The organism is Pseudomonas sp. HMSC067G02, from assembly GCF_001813485.1.
Lineage (GTDB): Bacteria > Pseudomonadota > Gammaproteobacteria > Pseudomonadales > Pseudomonadaceae > Pseudomonas > Pseudomonas aeruginosa.
In genome coordinates this window covers 224,605-245,659 of the sequence record NZ_KV812632.1, presented here as the reverse complement: position 1 = coordinate 245,659, position 21,055 = coordinate 224,605, and the positions used below count along the sequence as shown (strand labels likewise).

Annotated in this window: 18 protein-coding genes and 1 tRNA gene; 6 read left to right on the top strand and 13 right to left on the bottom strand. The window is 66.2% G+C overall.

The features are described from left to right. Positions 1-18: 18 nt before the first annotated feature. The 3 genes from HMPREF2914_RS05125 to rimO form a co-directional block, all read right to left on the bottom strand. Positions 19-411 (bottom strand): hypothetical protein, encoded by a 393-nt coding sequence (locus tag HMPREF2914_RS05125; RefSeq protein ID WP_003085997.1) that lies wholly within the window; start codon positions 409-411, stop codon positions 19-21. After that, positions 404-865 carry a YehS family protein gene (locus HMPREF2914_RS05120; protein ID WP_003104756.1) on the bottom strand — a complete coding sequence of 154 codons (462 nt, stop codon included), beginning with the start codon at positions 863-865 and terminating at the stop codon, positions 404-406. Before HMPREF2914_RS05120 ends, HMPREF2914_RS05125 begins: the two co-directional genes overlap by 8 nt. 62 nt (positions 866-927) lie before the next feature. Continuing rightward, positions 928-2,250, bottom strand: a complete 1,323-nt coding sequence (rimO, locus tag HMPREF2914_RS05115) for a 30S ribosomal protein S12 methylthiotransferase RimO (protein ID WP_003086001.1) — start codon at positions 2,248-2,250, stop codon at positions 928-930. 246 nt (positions 2,251-2,496) lie between these two features. Between rimO and HMPREF2914_RS05110 the strand changes: the two genes are divergently transcribed. Next, entirely contained in the window at positions 2,497-4,401 is a 1,905-nt protein-coding gene (locus HMPREF2914_RS05110; RefSeq protein ID WP_003086004.1) for a potassium transporter Kup, read from the top strand. A gap of 53 nt (positions 4,402-4,454) precedes the next feature. On the opposite strand, the gene HMPREF2914_RS05105 is transcribed toward HMPREF2914_RS05110, so the two are convergent. The 3 genes from HMPREF2914_RS05105 to mprF all read right to left on the bottom strand — a co-directional run bounded on the left by HMPREF2914_RS05105 (position 4,455) and on the right by mprF (position 9,094). After that, complete coding sequence (locus HMPREF2914_RS05105) at positions 4,455-5,003, bottom strand: cytochrome b (RefSeq protein ID WP_009315320.1); 549 nt, start codon at positions 5,001-5,003, stop codon at positions 4,455-4,457. Between the two features lie 160 nt (positions 5,004-5,163). After that, positions 5,164-6,447, bottom strand: coding sequence for a virulence factor family protein (locus HMPREF2914_RS05100; protein WP_023092150.1), 1,284 nt, complete (start codon positions 6,445-6,447; stop codon positions 5,164-5,166). A gap of 1 nt (position 6,448) precedes the next feature. Beyond that, entirely contained in the window at positions 6,449-9,094 is a 2,646-nt protein-coding gene (gene mprF / locus HMPREF2914_RS05095; protein ID WP_023092149.1) for a bifunctional lysylphosphatidylglycerol flippase/synthetase MprF, read from the bottom strand. 248 nt (positions 9,095-9,342) lie between these two features. Here mprF and HMPREF2914_RS05090 point away from each other — a divergent pair, with 248 nt between their 5' ends. Continuing rightward, positions 9,343-9,702: a PA0921 family PhoP regulated protein gene (locus HMPREF2914_RS05090; protein WP_003104747.1), complete on the top strand. Its 360-nt coding sequence runs from the start codon at positions 9,343-9,345 to the stop codon at positions 9,700-9,702. Between the two features lie 14 nt (positions 9,703-9,716). Here HMPREF2914_RS05090 and HMPREF2914_RS05085 read toward each other — a convergent pair whose 3' ends face one another. Beyond that, positions 9,717-10,031 (bottom strand): transcriptional regulator, encoded by a 315-nt coding sequence (locus HMPREF2914_RS05085; RefSeq protein WP_003109929.1) that lies wholly within the window; start codon positions 10,029-10,031, stop codon positions 9,717-9,719. A 178-nt stretch (positions 10,032-10,209) separates the two neighbouring features. Then, a tRNA-Met gene (locus HMPREF2914_RS05080) sits at positions 10,210-10,286 on the bottom strand. A gap of 146 nt (positions 10,287-10,432) precedes the next feature. Between HMPREF2914_RS05080 and dinB the strand changes: the two genes are divergently transcribed. Then, on the top strand, positions 10,433-11,482 hold the full coding sequence (gene dinB / locus HMPREF2914_RS05075) for a DNA polymerase IV (RefSeq protein WP_003086018.1): 1,050 nt from the start codon (positions 10,433-10,435) through the stop codon (positions 11,480-11,482). A 6-nt stretch (positions 11,483-11,488) separates the two neighbouring features. Here dinB and HMPREF2914_RS05070 read toward each other — a convergent pair whose 3' ends face one another. The 5 genes from HMPREF2914_RS05070 to gacS form a co-directional block, all read right to left on the bottom strand. Then, on the bottom strand, positions 11,489-13,417 hold the full coding sequence (locus HMPREF2914_RS05070; protein ID WP_003109931.1) for a sulfatase-like hydrolase/transferase: 1,929 nt from the start codon (positions 13,415-13,417) through the stop codon (positions 11,489-11,491). A gap of 112 nt (positions 13,418-13,529) precedes the next feature. Next, positions 13,530-13,937, bottom strand: a complete 408-nt coding sequence (locus HMPREF2914_RS05065; RefSeq protein WP_003104742.1) for an META domain-containing protein — start codon at positions 13,935-13,937, stop codon at positions 13,530-13,532. Positions 13,938-14,004: 67 nt separating this feature from the next. Beyond that, positions 14,005-14,430, bottom strand: coding sequence for a hypothetical protein (locus HMPREF2914_RS05060; RefSeq protein WP_023092148.1), 426 nt, complete (start codon positions 14,428-14,430; stop codon positions 14,005-14,007). A gap of 35 nt (positions 14,431-14,465) precedes the next feature. Beyond that, complete coding sequence (locus HMPREF2914_RS05055; protein ID WP_003112591.1) at positions 14,466-15,455, bottom strand: 2-hydroxyacid dehydrogenase; 990 nt, start codon at positions 15,453-15,455, stop codon at positions 14,466-14,468. A gap of 2 nt (positions 15,456-15,457) precedes the next feature. Continuing rightward, positions 15,458-18,235: a two-component system sensor histidine kinase GacS gene (gacS, locus tag HMPREF2914_RS05050; RefSeq protein ID WP_021264334.1), complete on the bottom strand. Its 2,778-nt coding sequence runs from the start codon at positions 18,233-18,235 to the stop codon at positions 15,458-15,460. Between the two features lie 185 nt (positions 18,236-18,420). Between gacS and pirR the strand changes: the two genes are divergently transcribed. From pirR to HMPREF2914_RS05035, 3 genes are all read left to right on the top strand, one after another. Then, positions 18,421-19,140, top strand: coding sequence for a response regulator transcription factor PirR (gene pirR / locus HMPREF2914_RS05045; RefSeq protein WP_009316375.1), 720 nt, complete (start codon positions 18,421-18,423; stop codon positions 19,138-19,140). Further along, the gene (gene pirS, locus HMPREF2914_RS05040; RefSeq protein WP_023980578.1) at positions 19,140-20,477 is read left to right on the top strand and encodes a sensor histidine kinase PirS; all 1,338 of its coding nucleotides are present in this window, start codon (positions 19,140-19,142) and stop codon (positions 20,475-20,477) included. The genes pirR and pirS overlap by 1 nt, the downstream gene beginning before the upstream one ends. Before the next feature lie 235 nt (positions 20,478-20,712). Then, positions 20,713-21,055, top strand: a 343-nt coding sequence (locus tag HMPREF2914_RS05035) for a TonB-dependent receptor plug domain-containing protein (RefSeq protein ID WP_049262926.1), incomplete at its 3' end; no start/stop codon positions are given.

The following is a 21,055-nucleotide window of genomic DNA, read 5'->3' as shown; positions in this document are numbered from 1 at the left end:
CGGCTTTTTTCATGGCGGTCAGATCAGCGGGGAAACCTTCGGTGGCGACCAGGACAGCACGCTCAGGCAGCGATCGCCGCCATTGACGAAATACTCGTCGACGGCCTTGGTCTCGCGGGCGACGAAGCCCTCGCGACGGCATTCCTGGTCCAGCCAGCCGCCTTGCTCGACCCGGTACAGCCAACCCTCGGATGCCGCACAGGCTGGCCAGAATTCCAGCAGGTCGGCAGCGTCGAGCTGGCGCAGGCCTTCGACTTCGACGAACTCGACGCGCCAGGTGCGCTGGTTGGCGAGGTCGCGGACGAGGATGGTGAGGCCGGCGCGATCCTGGCGGCACTCCAGGAACCAGGGGTCGACGCAGGGCGGCGCCTGGAGCAGAACCGCCAGCAGCGGCTCCGCGCGTTCAGCCACGGACGCGCAGGGTCAGGCCCTTGAGGAAGTTGCGCAGCAACTGGTCGCCGCAGGTCCGGTAGTTGCTATGGCCGGGCTTGCGAAACAGGGCGCTCAGCTCGGGTTTGGAGACCGGGAAGTCGACGCTGTCGAGGATGGCATGGAGGTCTTCCTCCTTGAGTTCGAAGGCGACCCGCAGCTTCTTCAGGATCATGTTGTTGCTCAACGGCAGCTCCAGCGGTGGTAGCGGACGCGACTCGTCGCGTCCGCGGCGCTGGATGATCAGTCCGTCCAGGCAGCGCGCCAGGTAGCGGTCGGGGCAGGCCTGGAAGCCGTCTTCGTCTTCCTTCTTCAGGTAAGCCTCGAGCAGGTCCGCTTCGACTTGCTCACCGAACGGGGCGGCCAGTTCGGCCAGATGTGCATCGGGAAGATCCAGCAGGTAGCGCAGGCTGCGTAGTACGTCGTTGTTGAGCATCGTGCTCTCCGGAACGGTTGGCGATGAAAAAGCCCCGCGGGGCGGGGCTCTTCAGGGAGGGCTCAGACCAGCTCGGCCCAGAGGTCGTATTCGTCGGCATCGGTGATGCGCACGCGGACCTTGTCGCCCGGCTTCAGCTCGTCGCTGTCGACGAACACGTTGCCGTCGATTTCCGGAGCGTCGGCCCAGGAGCGGCCGACCGCGCCCTGTTCGTCGACTTCGTCGATCAGCACTTCGATTTCCTTGCCCACCTTGAGCTGCAGGCGAGCGGCGGAAATCGCCTGCTGGTGGGCCATGAAGCGTTCCCAGCGGTCCTGCTTGACCTCGTCCGGCACCGGCTCCAGGCCCAGCTCGTTGGCCGGAGCGCCTTCGACGGGGGAGTACTGGAAGCAGCCGACGCGGTCGAGCTGGGCTTCCGTCAGCCAGTCGAGCAGGTACTGGAAGTCTTCTTCGGTTTCGCCCGGGAAGCCGACGATGAAGGTCGAGCGGATGGTCAGTTCCGGGCAGATCTCGCGCCACTGCTTGATCCGGGCCAGGGTCTTGTCCTCGAAGGCCGGGCGCTTCATGGCCTTGAGCACCTTCGGGCTGGCGTGCTGGAAGGGGATGTCGAGGTACGGCAGGAGCTTGCCGGCGGCCATCAGCGGGATCACGTCGTCGACGTTGGGGTACGGGTAGACGTAGTGCAGGCGAACCCACACGCCCATGCTGCTCAGCGCCTCGCAGAGTTCCTTCATGCGGGTCTTGACCGGCTGGCCGTTCCAGAAGTCGGTCTTGTACTTCAGGTCCACGCCGTAGGCGCTGGTGTCCTGGGAAATCACCAGGAGTTCCTTGACCCCGGCCTTGACCAGGCGCTCGGCCTCGCTCAGCACGTCGCCGACCGGCCGGCTGACCAGCTTGCCGCGCATGGACGGGATGATGCAGAAGCTGCAGCTGTGGTTGCAGCCTTCGGAAATCTTCAGGTAGGCGTAGTGGCGCGGGGTCAGCTTGACGCCTTGCGGCGGGACCAGGTCGACCAGCGGGTTGTGTTCGGTCTTCGGCGGCACCACTTCGTGCACCGCGGTAACCACCTGCTCGTACTGTTGCGGGCCGGTGACCGCCAGCACGCTGGGATGCACGTCGCGGATCGCGTGCTCTTCCACGCCCATGCAGCCGGTGACGATGACCTTGCCGTTCTCGGCGATGGCTTCGCCGATCACTTCCAGGGACTCGGCCTTGGCGCTGTCGATGAAACCGCAGGTGTTGACCACCACGACGTCGGCGTCTTCGTAGGTCGGGACGACCTCATAGCCTTCCATGCGCAGCTGGGTGAGGATGCGCTCGGAGTCGACCAGCGCCTTGGGGCATCCAAGACTGACGAAGCCGACTTTGGGAGTGGGGGTGGACATGGCTAACCTCGGTAGGCGGGCGCGCTTGCTGGCGCCTCTGATCAAAAAGTGCGCAATTCTAGCGGCAGCGCCGCGGCTTTTCCAGTCTCCCGTGCAGCTCTTTTCCGGCCCTGGAAAAACTCTCCGCGGGCGCTCGGCAATCGGCTCCCCGGCCTTCTATAGTCATAGCAGTCCGGGGCCTCGGCGCTTGCATCGCGGACGGCATGGGCGCAGCATTTGCCGAATTTTTCCGGGGGAAAGCGTTTCATGAGTGATGCAGCGACGCGTGCCGAGGAGACGTCGGAGGGGCATTCCAGCTCTGCCATCGGCCTGATGGTCGGGGCGGTTGGAGTCTGCTATGGGGATATCGGCACCAGTCCCTTGTATACCCTGAAAGAGGTCTTCATCGGCGGCTACGGGGTGCAGGCCAACCACGATGGCGTCCTTGGCGTGCTGTCGCTGATCTTCTGGTCGCTGGTCTGGGTCGTTTCCATCAAGTACGTGATCTTCGTCCTGCGTGCCGACAACCAGGGCGAGGGCGGGGTGATGGCGCTGTCGGCCCTGGCGCGCCGGGCGGCGGCGCCGTTCGGCAGGCTGCAGACCTTCGTGGTGGTTGCCGGCCTGATCGGCGCGGCGCTGTTCTACGGCGACAGCATGATCACCCCGGCGATCTCGGTACTGTCGGCGGTAGAAGGGCTGGAGATCGCCTTCGACGGCCTGGAGCACTGGACGGTACCGCTGGCGCTTATCGTGCTGATCGGCCTGTTCCTGATCCAGAAGCACGGCACCGCGCGGATCGGCATCCTGTTCGGCCCGGTCATGGTGCTCTGGTTCGGCGCCCTGGCGGCGCTGGGTGTCTACGGGGTGATCCAGCAGCCGGAAGTGCTGCAGGCGATGAACCCTGTATGGGCCGTGCGTTTCTTCGGCTCGCATCCCGGCATCGGTGTCGCCATCCTCGGCGCCACCGTACTGGCGCTGACCGGCGCCGAGGCGCTGTACGCCGACATGGGCCACTTCGGTCGCAAGCCGATCGCCCGTGCCTGGTTCCTGCTGGTGCTGCCGGCGCTGGTGCTGAACTACTTCGGCCAGGGCGCGACCATCCTTTCCAACGCCGAGGCGGCGCGCAACCCCTTCTACCTGCTGGCGCCCGGCTGGGCGCTGCTGCCGATGGTGGCGCTGTCCACCCTGGCCACGGTGATCGCCTCCCAAGCGGTGATCTCCGGCGCCTTCTCCCTGACCCGTCAGGCGATCCAGCTCGGCTACGTGCCGCGGATGACCATCCAGCACACTTCCAGCCACGAGCAGGGGCAGATCTACATCGGCGGGGTGAATTGGGCGCTGATGGTCGGCGTGGTCCTGCTGGTGCTCGGCTTCGAGTCCTCGGCGTCGCTGGCGGCGGCCTACGGCGTGGCGGTGACCGGAACCATGCTGATCACCACCCTGCTGATGGGCGTGGTGATCTGGCGCCTGTGGAAATGGCCGCTGTGGCTGGGCGTCCCGTTCTTCTGCGTGATGCTCGCGGTGGACAGCCTGTTCTTCGCCGCCAACCTGCCCAAGGTGATCCAGGGCGGCGCCTTCCCGGTCATCGCGGGTATCGTCATCTTCATCCTGATGTCCACCTGGAAGCGTGGCCGCCAACTGCTGGTGGAGCGTCTCGACGAGGGCTCTCTGCCGCTCTCGGTGTTCATTTCCAGCATGCGCGTGCAGCCGCCGCACCGGGTCCAGGGGACCGCGGTGTTCCTTACCGCGCGTACCGACGCGGTGCCTCACGCGCTGCTGCACAACCTGTTGCACAACCAGGTGCTGCACGAGCAGGTGGTGCTGCTCACCGTGGTCAACGAAGACAGCCCACGGGTTTCGCCGGATCGCCGTTTCGAGGTCGAGGCCTATGGCGACGGATTCTTCCGGGTGATCCTGCACTTCGGCTTCATGGAAGAGCCGGACATCCCGGCGGCCTTGCGCCTGTGCCATCTCAACGAACTGGACTTCAGCCCGATGCGCACCACCTACTTCCTCAGCCGGGAGACGGTGATTCCATCCAAGCGCATCGGCATGGCGCGCTGGCGCGAGGGGCTGTTCGCCTTCCTGCTGAAGAACGCCAACGGCAACCTGCGCTATTTCAACCTGCCGCTCAACCGGGTGATCGAGTTGGGAACCCAGGTCGAGATCTGATCCGTTCCGCTGCAAAAAAAGCGCCCGACTGGGCGCGTTTTTTTGCACGTTTCTCAGCGCCGTTGCGGCAGCATCCGTACCAGGGTGTTGTCGCGGCTGACGAAGTGATGGAAGAGCGCCGCGGCGGCGTGCAGGCCGATCAGGAAATAACCGGCGTTGCCGATGGTTTCGTGCCATTCCTTGATTTGCCCAGCGAGGTCGGGGTTCTTGTCGATCAGCGGCGGTAGCTCCAGGCCGAAGAACGGTATCGGCTTGCCGGCGGCGCTGAGGATCAGCCAGCCGGCGAAGGGCAGGCCGATCATCATCAGGTAGAGGGCGTAGTGCATCAGCCTGGCCAGCGTCGCCTGCCAGGCGGGGATGGCGGGCTCTATGCGCGGGGTAGGGGTGGCCAGGCGCACCAGCAGGCGCAACCAGACCAGCAGGAAAACGCTCAGGCCAAGCATGAAGTGCCATTGCTTGAGCAGTTCGCGGGTTTCGCTGCCCTTGGGGAAATTGCCCTTCAGTTCGATACAGGCGTAGACCCCGGCGATCAGCAGCAGGGTCAGCCAGTGCAGGGCAATGGTCAGGCTCCCATAACGGGATTCGGTGTTTTTCCAGCTCATCACGGTTCCTTCTCTTCGGCTCTCGGGAGCCCGCTCTGCGGCGGGTCGGCCGGTATTCTCGGCGGCTCCGCTGAAGCCAGCCTGAATGCCCCCGGCAGGCTCAGTCTAGCTGGCGCCGGCCGGGGACAAGAAGGGCGGAGCGGGGAGAGCTTGATCGCGATCAGGCGTCGGGAGCGTTCTCGCGGTCGCGGATGGCCTGGAGCATCTTCTTCGCCAGGGACAGGTAGTCCTCGTCGAAGTGGTGGCCGCCCGGCAGTTCGAGCTTCTCGCCGACGGCCTGGGATTGGGTACAGCCGCTTTCGTCCTTTTCTTCGGCGCCATAGATGCAGAACACCTTGGCCGCCGGCAACCTGGCCATTTCCGGGCCGGTGGCGGCTTCCTCGCCGGCCTTGCCCAGCCAGCCTTCCACTTCGATCTCGAAGCTGCCGGTCCGCGCCAGCGCCAGCAGCAGCATGGCTTTCACTTGTTGCTGGTCCTTTCCGGGCAGGCGGTTGTAGATCGCCGGCAGGATGTCGGCGCCGAACGAGTAGCCGGCCAGGACGAAACGTTTCGCGCCCCACTTCTCGCGGTAGTGTTGCATCAGCTTGGAGAGGTCGGCGGCGCTCTGTTCCGGGCTTTTGTGTTGCCAGTAGTAGCGCAGGGTGTCGATGCCGACCACCGGGTAGCCCATGCTCGCCATATGCTCGGCAGAGTCCTTGTCCAGGTCGCGCCAGCCGCCGTCGCCGGAATAGAACAGGGTGACGATGTCCGAGGGTTGCGCCGCGGGGACCTCGAGTACCGGCAGGGCCTCGGCGTTGCCTTGCAGTTGCAGGCGCAACTGATGGGCGAGCACGTCGGACAACGGGGTGTCGTAGTCGCTGATGCTGGTTTCCGCGCTCGACTGCTTGCGGACGAAGACCGCGGTGTCGTCGTCCGGGTTGTCGTTCCAGGCCAGCAGCCACTGGCCGTGCGCCGCCTGATGCGGCAGCGGGGCGTCGCAGTCGCGCTCGGCCAGGGCAATGTCGAAGCCGACCGAGAGCGCCTTGGCCTTGTCGTCGTCCTGGCTGGCGAGCCAGCGCCAGGCGGTGGTCGAGCCCGGGCCGATGCCGGCGACCAGGTTCGGCTTGCCGCCGAGGCGGGCAATGACCGCTTCGAGCCGGGACTGCTGCGCCCTGCAATCGCTGTTTTCCGGGGGGAAGTACTGGATCACCCGGGCGGCGCTGTCGTGAGCCAGGTTCAGCATCTGGGCGTCGTTCAGTTGCTGTTCGGGGGCGGCGATCACCACCACCCGCGAGCGCGGCTTCTCGCCGGGTTCGGCAAGGGTGGCGTGGCCGCCGTCGTCGAGGTCCAGGGCTTCCAGTTTCGCCTGGGCCGCCGGTCGGCTCCAGAGCAGCAGGGCGGCACCGACGATCAGCACCAGGGCGGCGACCAGAAAACGGCGCCAGTGACGTTTCACGACAGACATATCAGCGTTTCACCAATCCAGTCAGGCCGCCGGCGATCAGCGCGGCGGTATCGGCCAGGGCCACCAGCGGGTCGAGCCCGGCTGGCACGGCCAGGTAGCGGGGTTCCCAGTCGGGCTGGAACTTGTCCTTGAAGCGTCGCAGCCCCTGGAAATTGTAGAACTGTTCGCCCCGCCGGAAGACCAGCGCGCCCAGGCGCTGGGTCAACGGCGCGCCGCGCCTTGGCTGGAGCCCGGCCAGCGGCACCATGCCGAGGCTGAAGCGCGCGTGGCCCTGGGCCTTGTAGTGGAGGATGAGGCCGAGCATGAGGAACTCCATGGTCAGCTTCGGCGCGTCCGGGTGCACGCGCATCAGGTCGAGGCTCGCCAGTTCGCGGCTGTCGGTTTCCAGCAGGTTGGCGAAGGCCACCGGCTTGCCCTGGTGGCGGACGATGGCGATGCGGAAGAAGTTCAGGTACGCCGGGGTGAAGCGGCCCAGGGAGAAGCCTTTCTCGCGCACCTGCTTGCCGCCCAGCCAGGCGTCCGATATCGCCTTCAGCTCGTCCAGCGGAGCCTGGCCCGGTTCATGGAACTCCAGGGCCAGGCCGTCGCGCTGGCCGCGGTTCCAGGTGTAGCGCAGGTCTTTCATTTCCTTGCCCTTGTTCTCCAGGTCAAAGCGCAGCAGGTCGACTCGCGCTTCTTCGCCGAGCTTGAGGGCGGTCAGGCCGATGTCCATGTAGAACGGCAGGTTCTCGGCACGCACCTGGTAGAACACCGGGCGGGCATGGTGCAGGTCGCAGAGGTCGCGGAACTGCCAGATCAGTTCGGCGCGCTGCATGGCCGGGCCGATCGGGTCGTACAGGGCGATCATGCTGCGACCGCGGCGGGCGTACATGAGGAAAGCGTCGTCGCCCTCATGGAAGAGCAGGGCCTTGTCGCCGGTCAGGGCCAGGCCGCCATCCGGCTGGTCCGAGTGGCGGATGATCCGCGCCGCGCGCTGCAGCTCTTCCGCGTTCGGCTCGCGGATCGCCGGCGGTGCCGCGCGCAGCAGCCAGCCAAGGGCCAGGGCCAGGAGCAGCAGGCAACTGCCGAGGGCGGCGCGCAGGGCGCGCGGGGCGTCGGCGTCCAGGGCGAACTGCCACCAGAGCTGGTTGCTGTAATGCACGTCCTGGTTGGCGAACAGCAGCAGCCAGACCGAGGCGCCGACCACGCAGATGCTGGCGCCTACATAGAGCGGCGAGAAGGGTACTTCCATCAGCCGGCTGGGACGGTAGAAGGAGCGGCGGAACATGGCGAGCAGCGCGGCGGTCAGGCTCAGCAGGCTGGCTTCTTCCCAGTCGAAGCCTTTCAGCAGCGAAAGCAGGGCGCCCACCAGCAACAGCACCAGGGTCAGGGCCCAGGCGGCCGACAGCCGTCGGCGCAAACCCTGCGCGAGCAGGAGGCAGAGCACGCCGATCAGGCTGGCGACCAGGTGCGAGGCATCGATCAGGCGATGTGGAATGAGGAAGCCGAGGTGCTCCAGGCGGGTGTCGATCGCCGGCGTGGCGCCGGAAAACAGCAGCACGACACCGGAGAGGAAGACCAGGATCGCCAGGATCGGTGCGGCGAAACCCGAGGCGACGCGGATCGCCTGGCGCGTCACCCACAACCGGCGCGCTTCGAGGAACAGCAACAACAGGCAGGCCAACAGCAGCGGCAGCACCACGTAGATCAAGCGGTACAAGAGCAGGGCCGCGGCCAGCGGCGCGGCGCCCAGTTGGCCGGCGAACGCGGCCAGCAGCACCGCCTCGAACACCCCGACTCCGCCCGGTACGTGGCTGAGTACGCCGGCGGCCAGGGCGAGCAGGTAGACCAGCAGGAACGCCGCGAAGGGTGGGGTTTCCGGCAGCAACAGATAAAGGACGGTAGCGGCGGCGGCGACGTCGAGGGCGGTGATCAGCAGTTGCAGCAGCGACAGGCGCAGGCCTGGCAGGCGCAGGCTGCGGCGGCCGAGGCGGACCAGCAGGCTGTCGGGGGACGGCCGTTCTCCCGGCAGACGGTGCCGGGCCAGGAACGCCACCAGGCCGACAGCCAGCAACAGGACGGCGATCGCGATGACGGCGACCAGGGCGTGGGGCAGGTGCAGCGCCGACGCCGCATCGTCGAGGTCGCAGAGTGCGGCGAGTGCCGCCAGCACCGGCAGTGCGCAGCCCAGGGAAAGGCTGGCAAATAGCGTCATCCGGGCAATTTCGGCAGCGCCGATGCCATGCCGGGAATACAGTCGGTAGCGTACGGAGCCGCCGGAAAGCAGCGACAGGCCTACCGCATTGCCGATGGCGAAGGCGCTGAAACCGCCGGTGGCCAGGCTGCGCATGGGCAGCGTGACGCCAGCGAAGCGGCTGGCCGACCACTCGTAGCCGAGCAGGATGACGAAGCCGAGGGCGGTCGCGCTCAGGGCGCCGAGCAGCGCCGGCCTGGGCACGTCGGCGATGGCATCGTGGAGGGCGCCGGGATCGATCTCCCGTAGCAGGTGGTAGCAGGCCACCAGCGCCAGGCCGAACAGCAGCAAGGTGAAGACCAGGCCGATGGGCTGGCGGTAGGCGGTAATCCGATCGATCAGCCGGATGCGTTGTGGGGACGCGGGAGAGCTGGGTGGAGCGGGATGTTCTGGAACGGGAGCGTCGGTGCGCATCAGCCACCTCATGGGAATTTGCGCGACAGAGTATGGCCTCTCGGGCGAGTTCCCAAGTGGTCGCAGCAGATTTTTTCTGTGCGGGGCGGCGTCCTGTCACAGGGAGAAGACCGCCGGGTTTTGCAGGAGTTGCGTCGGCGAAGTGGCCGAAGGCCATTTGCTGGTATTCGTTCAGCGATGGTTCAGCTTGCCGTGGGCATAGTGGCGGCTTGCACTGTCCGACCATTTCCGAGGGGGGAAGGGTGACGATGATCCAGGCGGGCATTCATGTCGGCGCCGGAGTCGTGCTGGGCGTGGCCGCTGGATGGTGGCTGGGGGATTGGGAACAGTCGTTGCAGGTCAAGGATTCGGTGGCGCGGGTCGATTGCCTGTTGTACGGCGCCCTGCTGGTGGTGTTGCTCCGCCACGACGGTTGGTTGCGCCGCCTGGGCCTGTTGGGCCTGGGGCTGTTCTGCGGTTCCCTGCTGGTCTATTCGGTGAATCCGGCCAGCCTGTTCGCTGCGAAAGAGTCCTGGAGCCTTGCGCGGATCTCCATGCGGGCCTTCGGTCCGCTGGTGATGCTGGTCGTGGGGATGGCCTGCGCGCGCCTGGCACACGAGTTGCGCTGACGCAGGCGTTGCGCTCACGCCGGAGTCAGGTGACGCGATTCCTCGCGGTATTCCTTCAACCAGCGCAGCACTTCCACGGCCTCCCAGCGAGAGGGGTCGTACAACGCATAGATCTCGCCCTGGTAGCCGACCACATCGAGCGGCCGGTGGAAGCCGGCGCGCTGGAACAGCGCCTCGATCTCGGCGAAGCAGGTGTTGAAGTGCACGCGGGTGAACGGCGTCTTGCCGTCGGTGACCAGGCCGTCCATCTGCAGTTCGTCCACTGCCTGGCGGATGTCGTCGAGTCCCATCCGGTTCACGCTGCGCTTCAATTGTTCGACGTTCAGCATCTGTCTGTCCTTTCCGTATCCGTTACCGAGCATTCATCGAAGGCTGAGCTGGCTGTACGAATATACAGTTAAATGTGCGATGATGCGAGCGAACGGAGGGCGAGGCGATGCAGTGGAGCACGAGTGTCGGAATGCAAAAAGCCCCGGCGCTATCGCTAGTGCCGGGGCTTTTCGAATGTGGTTGCGGGAGCTGGATTTGAACCAACGACCTTCGGGTTATGAGCCCGACGAGCTACCAGACTGCTCCATCCCGCGTCTGTGTGGGCGCATTCTACGGACTCTCGTCGGGCTGTCAATCGATTTTTCGAAAAAAGTGTTTTTTCTTCAAATGCTTAGCGCTTGCCCAATGCTAGAATTCGGCGCTCCGGGGCAGGCCCGGCGGGGCTTGTAGCGAGATTCCGGTGCGGAAAATCATCCATATAGACTGCGACTGTTTCTACGCCGCCCTCGAGATGCGCGACGACCCCAGCCTGCGCGGCAAGGCGCTGGCGGTTGGCGGTTCGCCGGACAAGCGCGGAGTGGTCGCCACTTGCAGCTACGAGGCGCGAGCCTATGGCGTGCGCTCGGCGATGGCCATGCGCACGGCGCTCAAGCTGTGTCCCGATCTGCTGGTGGTGCGCCCTCGTTTCGATGTCTACCGGGCGGTGTCGAAGCAGATCCATGCGATCTTCCGCGATTATACCGATCTGATCGAGCCGCTTTCGCTGGACGAGGCCTACCTGGACGTCAGCGCTTCGCCGCATTTCGCCGGTAGCGCCACGCGGATTGCCCAGGACATCCGCCGCCGGGTGGCCGAGGAGCTGCACATCACCGTTTCGGCGGGCGTCGCGCCGAACAAGTTCCTGGCCAAGATCGCCAGCGACTGGCGCAAGCCGGACGGGCTGTTCGTGATTACCCCGGAGCAGGTCGACGGGTTCGTCGCCGAGTTGCCGGTGGCCAAGTTGCATGGCGTCGGCAAGGTCACGGCGGAGCGCCTGGCGCGGATGGGCATCCGCACCTGCGCCGACCTGCGCCAGGGCAGCAAGCTGAGCCTGGTGCGCGAGTTCGGCAGCTTCGGCGAACGCCTGTGGGGACTGGCCCATGGTATCGACGAGCGACCGGTGGAAGTCGACAGCCGGCGCCAGTCGGTGAGCGTCGAATGTACCTTCGATCGCGACCTGCCGGACCTGGCGGCTTGCCTGGAGGAACTGCCGACCCTGCTCGAGGAGCTGGACGGACGCCTGCAACGCCTGGATGGCAGTTATCGGCCGGACAAGCCGTTCGTGAAACTGAAGTTTCACGATTTCACCCAGACCACGGTGGAACAGTCCGGCGCCGGGCGCGACCTGGAGAGCTACCGGCAATTGCTCGGCCAGGCCTTTGCCCGTGGCAATCGTCCGGTGCGCCTGATCGGCGTCGGCGTGCGCCTGCTCGACCTGCAGGGCGCCCACGAACAACTCAGGTTGTTCTGATGCTCCTCATGGCCTCAACGAAGTCGCGAGGTTCCGCGGCGACGGCTCTTCCCCTACCGGCAAGGCGCTGAAACGGCCGAGATCCTGCAGCAGTTCCAGGCGTGCTGCACGGAGCGGGCCGCGTATGGCTTCCTGTTGTTCCACGTCGAGCGGGCGGTCGTCGCCATCGCTCACCGGACCGTGGTGACGGTCCGCGCCACGCAGTGGGAAGCTCACCTTGAAGCCTTCGCCCAGGTAGGCGATGCGCGTGGTATCGGCGCTCACCGCATAGTCGCGATGGTAGTCCGCTGCGAGCAGGTCCTGTCCCAGCGAGTAGTCGCGGGGCGGATTGCGTACGCCCAGCAGCGGCAGGAGCGTTGCGGGCAGGTCGATGTGGCTGGTGATGCCGCGGACGGCACGGGGCGCCTGTCCGGGAATGCTCAGCACGGCGACGGTGCCGGTCTGGTAGCGATTGAACTCGGTATTGTGGCCCCAGCGCGAGCGTTCCATGAACTCTTCCCCATGGTCGCCGAGCACCACTACCGCGGTGTTTTCCAGCAGGTGCTGGTTTTCCAGGTGCTGCAGCAGGCGGCCGATCTGTGTATCGACTTCGCGCACGGCATTCAGGTAGCGGTTCTTGATCAGCGGCATCTGCGCCTGGAAATCGGTGGTCAGGTAGTTGAAGTTGACCAGATAGGGGCGGATTTTCGCGGTCTCGTCGCGGAAGCTGTAGTTGGCGTGGCTCGACTCGAGGAACAGGCAGGCGAAGAACGGCCGGTCGGGTAGTCGGCGATCGACGAAGCGCAGCAGGTCGTCGGTGTTCCGGGCGTCGCGCTGCCAGGCAGGCTCCGGGCTATCCAGCACGTGCAGGTCCTGGGGGCGCAGGTTGACGAACACGCTGCGGTCGAAGGGCGGATAGCTGAAACGTTGCGCGGCATTGATCCGGAACTGGTAGTTCTGCTGCCTGAGTACCTCCATGAGCACCGGCGGCTGGCCGGCCTTCAGCACGGCGTCCCAGTAGCCGCCGTGCAGCCCGTAGAACATGCCGAAGACGCCCATCTGGGTCAGGTTGCCGCTGCTGTAGTGGTTGTCCAGGCGGATCGCCCGGTTGGAGAAGTCCCACAGCCTGGGCATGTAGCGCGGATCGAGCATGTCCCCGCGGAGCGACTCGGCGACGATCCAGACGATGTTCAATGGGTGCGCCGGGGCGCTGATCTCCAGCGGCCGGAGCGGATAGTGCAGGTCGCTCTGCTGCTGGAGCAGCTCGCGCTGGGTGGGCGTCGGCTGGATGCCCAGGCTTCGCGCCAGGCTGCGGACGGTCAATGGCAGGTACAGCGGATAGCGTTCGCTGGCCAGCAGGATCGGCCGGTAGTCGCGCAGGGAGCTGAACGCATAGGCCAGGCGTTCGCCCAGGGCCAGGCAGAGGAAGGCCGCCAACAGGTAGCGCCAGGCGCGCCGAGGGAGCGCGGGAAGGCGTTCGCGGCTGACCTGGCAGGCGCTGTACAGCAGCACCTGCAGACAGAGCAGGGCCAGGGCCGCCAGGCTTGCGCTGAGCAGGGTGCCGTCGCCGCTGCCGAGGCTGGAGAGGCCGCCGGGCGAGACCAGCAGGCCGATGCTGAAACCGTTGAGGTGGAATCCGTACAGGTCGTAGAGGGTGCGGTCGGCGTAGAGCAGTATCTGTACCGCCGCGCTGCCGACGATGGCCAGCACGCCTGCCAGCCACGGACTGAGGCGCACGGGAAGGCGGTCATGGAAATGCAGGAGCAGTCGGCAGGCGAGGTACACCGGGACTATATAAAGGAAGGCGTAGCTCAGGCTGGCAGCGACGCTCCAGAGCGGCAGCCAGGCGTCGTCGAAGACGATCCCGTCCTGCAGGCGCAGCACCTGCCAGAGCACCACCAGCCACGACAACAGAAAGAAGCGGTTGAGTGTCTCGGTGCTGGGTGGGGCGAACATCAAGCGTCTCCGGGCGAGGATGCGGAAGCCTAGGGACGTGGTGGTCAAGCGGGAATGAAATGGATGTCAAAAAAATGTAAACGGGCGGCGCCGGGTAGCGCCGCTTCAGGCTTCAGTCGTGCTCGGGGACCAGGCGCAGCGGCTTGCCTTCGGCCGGCCACAGGCGCAGCTCGTCGGACGGCGAAATGTCCCAGTGCTGGACGCTCTGCAGCAGGGCCAGGAAGCGCCGTTCCTGCTCCATGATCTCCGCCGCGCACAGGCGGCGGGTGCTGCCGATGGCGCCGAACTGAAGGAGGTCGTCCTGCAAGGTGTAGCTGGCGAACCAGTGGTTGCAGCCGCCGTTGCCGAAGGCACGGCCCTGGCCGTCGAAGGTCAGGCTGATGTGGCTGTAGTCCATCGTCGGTTGTGCGCCGACCCAGTCGACCTGGTAGGCCTGCTCGGTTTCCAGGGTGGTCTCCTGGCTGGCGCAACCGCCCAGGACCAGGGCGGCGGAGGCGAAGAGGGCGAGAGAGGGTTTCATGGCGTTTCCTTTGCGCATTTCGTACGGGCGATAGTTCACAGACCGTCGGTCGGACGGAGCGTTCGCCCTACTGGCATTTCGGGCACAGGTGCTTGCCTTCGCGGCTGCTCCAGCCCAGTTCGTGAATGCGCTCTTCGGCGGCCGGCGCCAGGGCCTTGCGACCGAGACTGGCGTCCACGGCGAACTCGAAGTCGAGACGAGCCTGGCACTGGTCGCAGTCGACCTGCCAGGTATGGATCGCCAGTTCGCGGAATGCCGGGCCGCGGGCGACCGCCAGCCACTGGCCGGGTGGGTTGATCAGGTGGCGAACCTTTTCCACGGTCAGGCGCATGCTCAGGGTCTTGCTGCCCTTGAGGCTGACCAGCAGCGCGTCGTCGGCCTTGATCGAGCCGCCGGTGCCGGTGACCTGGTAGCGCCCCGGGGAGAGCGCGCGGCATTCGTTGAGGGTGTATTGCGGGTTGAGCAGGGTGTAACGGAAATCGTGTTCAGCCATGGAGCCTCCAATCAGCCGCGCATGCTACCACGCCATCAGGCCCGGACCCGATTGCGCGGCGTCCCGTCCTGCCAGGCGGCGATGTTGTCCAGGGTGGTGTCGGCGATCGCCGCCAGCGCCTCGCGGGTAAGGAAGGCCTGGTGGGCGGTCACCACCACGTTGGGGAAGCTCAGCAGGCGTGCCAGCACGTCATCCTGCAGGGGCTGGTCGGAGCGATCCTCGAAGAAGATATCCGCTTCCTCTTCATAGACGTCCAGGCCGAGGTAGCCCAGTTGTCCGCTCTTCAGCGCCTCGATCAGCGCCGCGGCGTTCACCAGGGCGCCACGGCCGGTATTGATCAGCATCGCGCCGGGTTTCATCGTCGCCAGGCGCTGCGCGTCGATGAGGTGGCGGGTGTCGGCGGTCAGCGGGCAATGCAGGCTGACGATGTCGGACTCGGCGAGCAGGGCGTCGAGCGCCAGGTAGCGGCCGCCGAGCGCTTGGATGCGCGGATTGGGATAGGGATCGTAGGCCAGCAGCTCGCAGCCGAAGCCGGCCATGATGCGGGCGAAGGTCTCGCCGATCTGTCCGGTGCCGATCACTCCGACGCGTTTGCCGTGGAGGTCGAAGCCGGTCAGCCCATGCAGCGAGAAATCGCCCTCGCGGGTCCGGTTGTAGGCGCGGTGCAGGCGCCGGTTGAGCGTCAGGATCAGGCCGACCGCGTGCTCGGCGACAGCGTGCGGCGAATAGGCCGGGACGTGCACCACCGGCAGGCCGAGCGCTTCGGCGGCGGCCAGGTCGACGTGGTTGTAGCCGGCCGAGCGCAGGGCGACCAGGCGCGTGCCGCCGGCGGCCAGGCGTTCCAGCACCGGCCGCGAGAGGTCGTCGTTGACGAAGGCGCAGACTACTTCGAAGCCCTGGGCGAGGACCGCCGTGTCCGCCTGCAGGTGGGCCTGCTGGAAGTGCAGTTCGAAGCCGTGCCGGTGGTTGCTGGCCTGGAAGCTCTCGCTGTCGTAGGCCTGGCTGCTGAAGAACAGGATGCGCATGGTCAGAGTTCGCTGGAGTCGAGGCTGGTGGAAGACAGGTGGGTGGTGGCCGAGGCAGTGTCGGCCAGGGCCTCGATGGCCTTGTCCAGCTCGTCCAGGGCCGCGGCCGCCGCCGGATCGTTCTGCTTGAGCAGGGTTTCGCTGGTCTGGCAGGCCGCGCGCAACTGCGGCACGCCACAGTAGCGGGTGGCGCCATGCAGCCGGTGGACCCTCTCGAGCAAAGCGGTGCGGTCGTCGTTGTCGCGGGCCTGGCGAATCGCCTGGCGGTCCGCCGCCAGCGAGGCCAGCAGCATCGCCAGCATGTCGGCGGCGAGGTCGGCCTTGCCGGCGGCCAGGCGCAGCCCTTCCTCGGGGTCGAGCACGCTCAACTGGCCGAGCTGCGGCGCACGGCTCATGCTGGCCAGCGACTGGCCCAGGCTCAGTCCCGTCCACTTCAGCACTACCTGGGCCAATTGCTGTTCGTCGATCGGCTTGGTCAGGTAGTCGTCCATGCCGGCCTGCAGCAATGCGCGCTTCTCGTTGGAAAGCGCATGTGCGGTGAGCGCGATCACCGGCACCGGGCTGACTTCCCGCTCGGCCTCCCAGCGGCGGATCGCCTCGGTGGCCTGGCGGCCGTCCATGCCGGGCATCTGCACGTCCATGAAGACCAGGTCGAAGCGCTCGCGCTGCACCACCTCGAGGGCCGCGTAGCCGCTGTCCACCGCGGTGACCTGGGCGCCGAGGTCGCTGAGCAGGGTCTGCACCAGCAGCAGGTTGGCCGGGTTGTCGTCGACGCAGAGCAGCCGTGGCGGCCGTCCGGAAACCATGGCGTGGGGCTTGTCGCTGCGCGTCGGGCGGACCTGCAGCAACTCCTGCAGCTTGCGTTGCAGCTTGCGGGTGCAGGCGGGCTTGGCCTCGACCTGTTCGTCGGGCAGGGTCGCGTGGTATTGCGCCTGCTCGGTGGTCGGGCAGAGCACCAGGGTCTTGCAGCCGAGCCGTTCGAATTCCCAGAACGACTGGCTCAGCTCTTCCGGCGGATGGATCGCGGCCGAGACGCCGAGCACCGCCAGGCTGATCGGCAACTGGTCGGGCGGCGGGTTGCGCAGGCTTTCCTGGAGGCTGTCGAGGTCGGCGAATTCGCTCACTTCCAGGCCGAAGTCGGTGAGCTGGTGGTGCAGCGAGCGGCGCGTCAGCTCCTGCGGTTCGAGCAGCGCCACGCGCTGGCCCGCGGCCCAGGAGGCGCCTGGCTCCTCGTTGTCGTCGCGACTTTTCGGCAGACTCAGGCTGATCCAGAATTCGGCACCTTCCCCAGGCGTACTGTCGACGCCGATCTCGCCGCCCATCTGCTCGATCAGGCGCTTGGAGATCACCAGGCCTAGGCCGGTGCCACCGGCTTGCCGCGACAGTGAGTTGTCGGCCTGGCTGAAGGCCTTGAACAAGGCTTGCTGGTCCTCCTCGGAGAGGCCGATACCGGTGTCCTGGACGCTGATCCGCAACTGCGCGCGGTCGTCGCTTTCGTCCTCGAGCATGGCGCGTACGGCGACGGTGCCGCCCTGGGTGAACTTGATGGCGTTGCCGACCAGGTTGGTGAGGATCTGCTTCAGCCGCTGCGGGTCGCCCTGCAATTGGATCGGGGTATCCCGGTAGACCAGGCTGACCAGTTCCAGTTGCTTCTCGTGGGCGGCCGGAGCCAGCATGGTCAGGGCGTCCTGGATCAGGTCGCGGAGATTGAAAGGGAGGTTTTCCAGAACCAGCTTGCCGGCCTCGATCTTCGAGAAATCGAGGATCTCGTTGATGATCCCCAGCAGGCTTTCCGCCGATTTCTGGATGGTCGTGAGGTAGTCCTGCTGGCGCGGGCTGAGCTCGCTCTTCTGCAGCAGGTTGGTGAAACCGAGGATGCCGTTGAGCGGGGTGCGGATCTCGTGGCTCATGTTGGCGAGGAACTCGGACTTGATCCTGCTCGCCTCCAGGGCCTCCTTGCGCGCCAGGTCCAGCTCGATGTTCTGGATCTCGATGGTTTCCAGGTTCTGGCGTACGTCCTCGGTGGCCTGGTCGATGTTGTGCTGCATTTCCTCCTGGGCGCTCTGCAGCGTTTCCGCCATGCGGTTGATGCCGGAGGCCAGTTCGTCCAGCTCGTTGCTGCCCATCGGTGGCAGGCGGGTTTCCATGCGGCCTTCCTTGAGCTGGGCGACGCCCTGGCTGATCAGTTCCAGCGGCGCGTTGATCGCGCGGCTCATGCGCAGGGCGAGGAGGGCGGTGACGCCGAGGCCGGCTGCGATCAGCAAGAGGCTGGTGAACAGGCTGCGATATCCGCGCAGCAGAGTCCCATGGTGCGACAGTTCCAGTTCGACCCAGCCGAGTACGCGCTCGTCGTCAGGCTCGGTGGCGCCGGACAGGCTGTGGTGGCGGCCAAGAACCGGTAGCAGGAAGTGCGTGGTGTCCAGTTCGGTGGACATGCTCAGATGGCTGGCGTCGCCGGCCGGGGCGACGGTGAGCATGCTTGGCCCGGCATGGGCGAGGCGTTCCTGGCGGGCGTCGAGGAAGGTCACCGCGCGCACGTCCGGTTGGTCCAGCGCCTCGTTGGCGATGCGGTTGAGCACGGCGGTATCCTTTCGCGCCAGCGCGGTGGCGGCCAGCGGCGCCAGTTGTTCGGCGATCAGTTGCCCGCGCTCGATCAACTGGGCGCGCATGTCGGACAGCTGGACCCAGGTGAAGTAACCGCCAAGCACCATCGCCAGCAGGCTGGTGGGGAGCAGGGTGAGCAGCAGTACGCGCCCCTTGATGCCGAGATCCTTGAACACACGTCTCTCCGTCGAGCCAGATCGGGATGGCCGACGCTCCCCGGCCATACGTTTACCCCGCGCAGTTTAGCGGGTCGCGGAAGGGGAATCTGCACCGATGTGCGCAGCCCGGCGGATTCGGCTTGCGACGAAGCGGAAAGATCGTGAATACTGGCACGATTGCTAATCAATCTTATTTGGCTGCCATGCTCCCATCCCTGACGCCCGACCCCCGACTGCTGGCCATCGAGGACGATCCGACACTGGGCGCACATCTGTTCCAGCACCTCAATGGCAGCGGTTTCGAGGTGACCTGGTGCCGAGACGGGGAAGAGGGGTTGGCGGCTGCGCGCAGCGGCGCCTATGACCTGATCCTGATGGACATCATGCTGCCGGGGCGCGATGGCCTCGAGATTCTTCGCCAACTCCGCCAGGAGCAGGCGCTGCCGGTGATCCTGATGTCGGCCCTGGGCGCCGAGCAGGACCGCATCGCCGGGTTCAGCCAGGGCGCCGACGATTATCTGCCGAAGCCTTTCAGCCTGGCCGAGCTGCGGGTACGCATCGATGCCATCCTGCGTCGGATCGCCCTGGAGCGGGGGGGCGCGCCGGGCCGCTGCGCCGAACCGCTGGCGCGGCCCTCGCTGCAGTTCTCCGCCGATGTCTGCGATGTCAGCCTTGGCGAGCGGTTCGCCGGCCTGACGCCGACCGAATACCGCCTGCTGGAAACCTTCCTCGCCGCGGAAGGAGAGACCCTGACCAAGGCCTTCCTTTACCAGCATGTCCTGCACCGCGGTCATACCCAGCATGATCGCAGCCTGGACATGCACGTCAGTCACCTGCGGCGCAAGCTGCAACGCCTCGGTTACGCCGGTCACCAGTTGCATACCGTCTGGGGCAAGGGTTACGTCCTGACACCGGCGCCATGATGCCCAACCGCCATTCGCTGTTCTGGCGCCTGGCCCTGGTGCTGGTGGCGTTCTTCCTGCTATCGGTATGGCTGTCCTGGACCTGGGGACGCAGTGCCGAACTGAAGGGTTACTACCTGTCCGCCGAAGCCCGCTCCGCCTTGGCGGATTATGCGCGGCGAGCCGAGCGTGCCTGGCTCGACGATGGCCGCGAGGGCATCGACCGTTGGCTGGCCGAGCCGCGCCAGCAGGCGCTGGACTGGGTGGTCGTGCTCGACGGACGGCTGCAATCGCTGGGCAGTCGTCCGCTCACCACGGAGGAAGCCGAACGCCTGACTTTCCTGCGGGGCGTCGACTGGCCGATGAGCTCCCGTTCGTTGTCGCGGCCGTTCATCAGCCTGCGCTTCCCCGAACATCCGGAGCAAGGCCGGGTGGTCCTGCGTCTTCCCGCCGAGTTCGTCCCTCCCGGTTTGTCGCCGGCCAAGCGCCTGGTCACCCATGGCCTGGTGCCGGCCGGGCTGGCCCTGCTGCTGGGAGTGTTGCTGTATCGGCGCTGGATAGTGCCGCTGGGACGCCTGCGAGCGCAGGCCAATGCCCTGCGCGGCAACGACCTGACGGCGCGTACGCAGGCAGAGATCAGCCGGCGCAGCGACGAGCTGGGCGATCTGGGGCGGGCGTTCGACCATATGGCCGAGCGACTCGACGAGCACATGGTGTTGCAGCGCCAACTGCTCCGCGATCTCTCCCACGAGCTGCGCACGCCGCTGGCGCGCCTGCAGGTGGCGGCAGAGGGCACGCTGCCCGCGCAGCTCCTGCGCGAGCGCCTGGAGCAGGAGGTACAGGGCATGCAGCAACTGGTGGACAACACCCTGGAGCTGGCCTGGATGGACACCGAACGCCCGGTATTGGCGCTGGAGGACATTTCCATCCCGGCGTTATGGGACCTGCTGGTGGAGAACGCACGCTTCGAAAGCGGCTGGGCCGCCGAGCGGTTCCGCAGCGATCTGCCCGAGGATTGTGTCGTGCGTGGCAACCTCAATGCACTTGCCCAGGCCCTGGAGAACCTGCTGCGCAACGCCATCCGGCATTCGCCGGAGGGCGGCGTGATCCGCCTGCATGGTCGGCGCGAAGGAAGTTGCTGGTGGCTTTGCCTGGAAGACCAGGGCGAGGGTGTGGCCGAGCACCAGTTGGAGACCATCTTCCGCCCGTTCACCCGACTGTCTTCGGCACGTACCGGCAAGGGCTTCGGCCTGGGACTGAGCATTGCCCGTCGCGCCGTGGTGCTCCAGGGCGGCCGCCTATGGGCGGAAGCCGCCGATCCGGGGCTGCGCCTGTGCCTGGTGCTGCCTTCTGCCTAGCGAGGCGCAGGTGCCTTTACATTTTACCTAGATGTAAATGATCTTTACTCTCCTTTGTGAATGATTATCATCCATGCCGATCTCCTCGGCCGGCCTTGTTCCGGGTCTGCGCCCTGTCCTACCCGTGCCGAGACGTCACCCGCGCAACGCCGGCGACCCAGGCTTCAGAAAAAACGTCAACGTATCCCTCGTGGCTCGCCTGCTACCCGTTTTCCCTCGACAGGAGTAGTCACGCATGTACCCCCAATTCCGTCGCGGCCATCTCGCCGCTGCCGTCCTTTTCGCTTCATCGAGCCTGCTGGGCGGGCAGGCCCTGGCCGAGGACGAGCGCCTGGAAGAACTGGACGAACGCGCCGAATCGGTGGTCCAGCTGGGTGACGAGGTGGTGCTGGGCACCGCCGAACAGGAGCTCAAGCAGGCACCGGGGGTATCCATCATCACCGCCGAGGACATCAGGAAGCGCCCGCCGGTGAACGATCTCTCCGAGATCATCCGCACCATGCCCGGGGTCAACCTCACCGGCAACAGTTCCAGCGGCCAGCGCGGCAACAACCGGCAGATCGACATCCGCGGCATGG

Excerpts from the sequence above, each read along its gene's own strand:
- HMPREF2914_RS05065 (WP_003104742.1), bottom strand. The coding sequence starts at position 13,937 with ATGAAACCCTCTCTCGCCCTCTTCGCCTCCGCCGCCCTGGTCCTGGGC.
- rimO (WP_003086001.1), bottom strand. The coding sequence starts at position 2,250 with ATGTCCACCCCCACTCCCAAAGTCGGCTTCGTCAGTCTTGGATGCCCC.
- HMPREF2914_RS05105 (WP_009315320.1), bottom strand. The coding sequence starts at position 5,003 with ATGAGCTGGAAAAACACCGAATCCCGTTATGGGAGCCTGACCATTGCC.
- mprF (WP_023092149.1), bottom strand. The coding sequence starts at position 9,094 with ATGCGCACCGACGCTCCCGTTCCAGAACATCCCGCTCCACCCAGCTCT.
- HMPREF2914_RS05100 (WP_023092150.1), bottom strand. The coding sequence starts at position 6,447 with ATGTCTGTCGTGAAACGTCACTGGCGCCGTTTTCTGGTCGCCGCCCTG.
- HMPREF2914_RS05055 (WP_003112591.1), bottom strand. The coding sequence starts at position 15,455 with ATGCGCATCCTGTTCTTCAGCAGCCAGGCCTACGACAGCGAGAGCTTC.
- HMPREF2914_RS05060 (WP_023092148.1), bottom strand. The coding sequence starts at position 14,430 with ATGGCTGAACACGATTTCCGTTACACCCTGCTCAACCCGCAATACACC.
- HMPREF2914_RS05120 (WP_003104756.1), bottom strand. The coding sequence starts at position 865 with ATGCTCAACAACGACGTACTACGCAGCCTGCGCTACCTGCTGGATCTT.
- HMPREF2914_RS05070 (WP_003109931.1), bottom strand. The coding sequence starts at position 13,417 with ATGTTCGCCCCACCCAGCACCGAGACACTCAACCGCTTCTTTCTGTTG.
- HMPREF2914_RS05085 (WP_003109929.1), bottom strand. The coding sequence starts at position 10,031 with ATGCTGAACGTCGAACAATTGAAGCGCAGCGTGAACCGGATGGGACTC.
- pirS (WP_023980578.1), top strand. The coding sequence starts at position 19,140 with ATGCCCAACCGCCATTCGCTGTTCTGGCGCCTGGCCCTGGTGCTGGTG.
- HMPREF2914_RS05110 (WP_003086004.1), top strand. The coding sequence starts at position 2,497 with ATGAGTGATGCAGCGACGCGTGCCGAGGAGACGTCGGAGGGGCATTCC.
- pirR (WP_009316375.1), top strand. The coding sequence starts at position 18,421 with ATGCTCCCATCCCTGACGCCCGACCCCCGACTGCTGGCCATCGAGGAC.
- HMPREF2914_RS05090 (WP_003104747.1), top strand. The coding sequence starts at position 9,343 with ATGATCCAGGCGGGCATTCATGTCGGCGCCGGAGTCGTGCTGGGCGTG.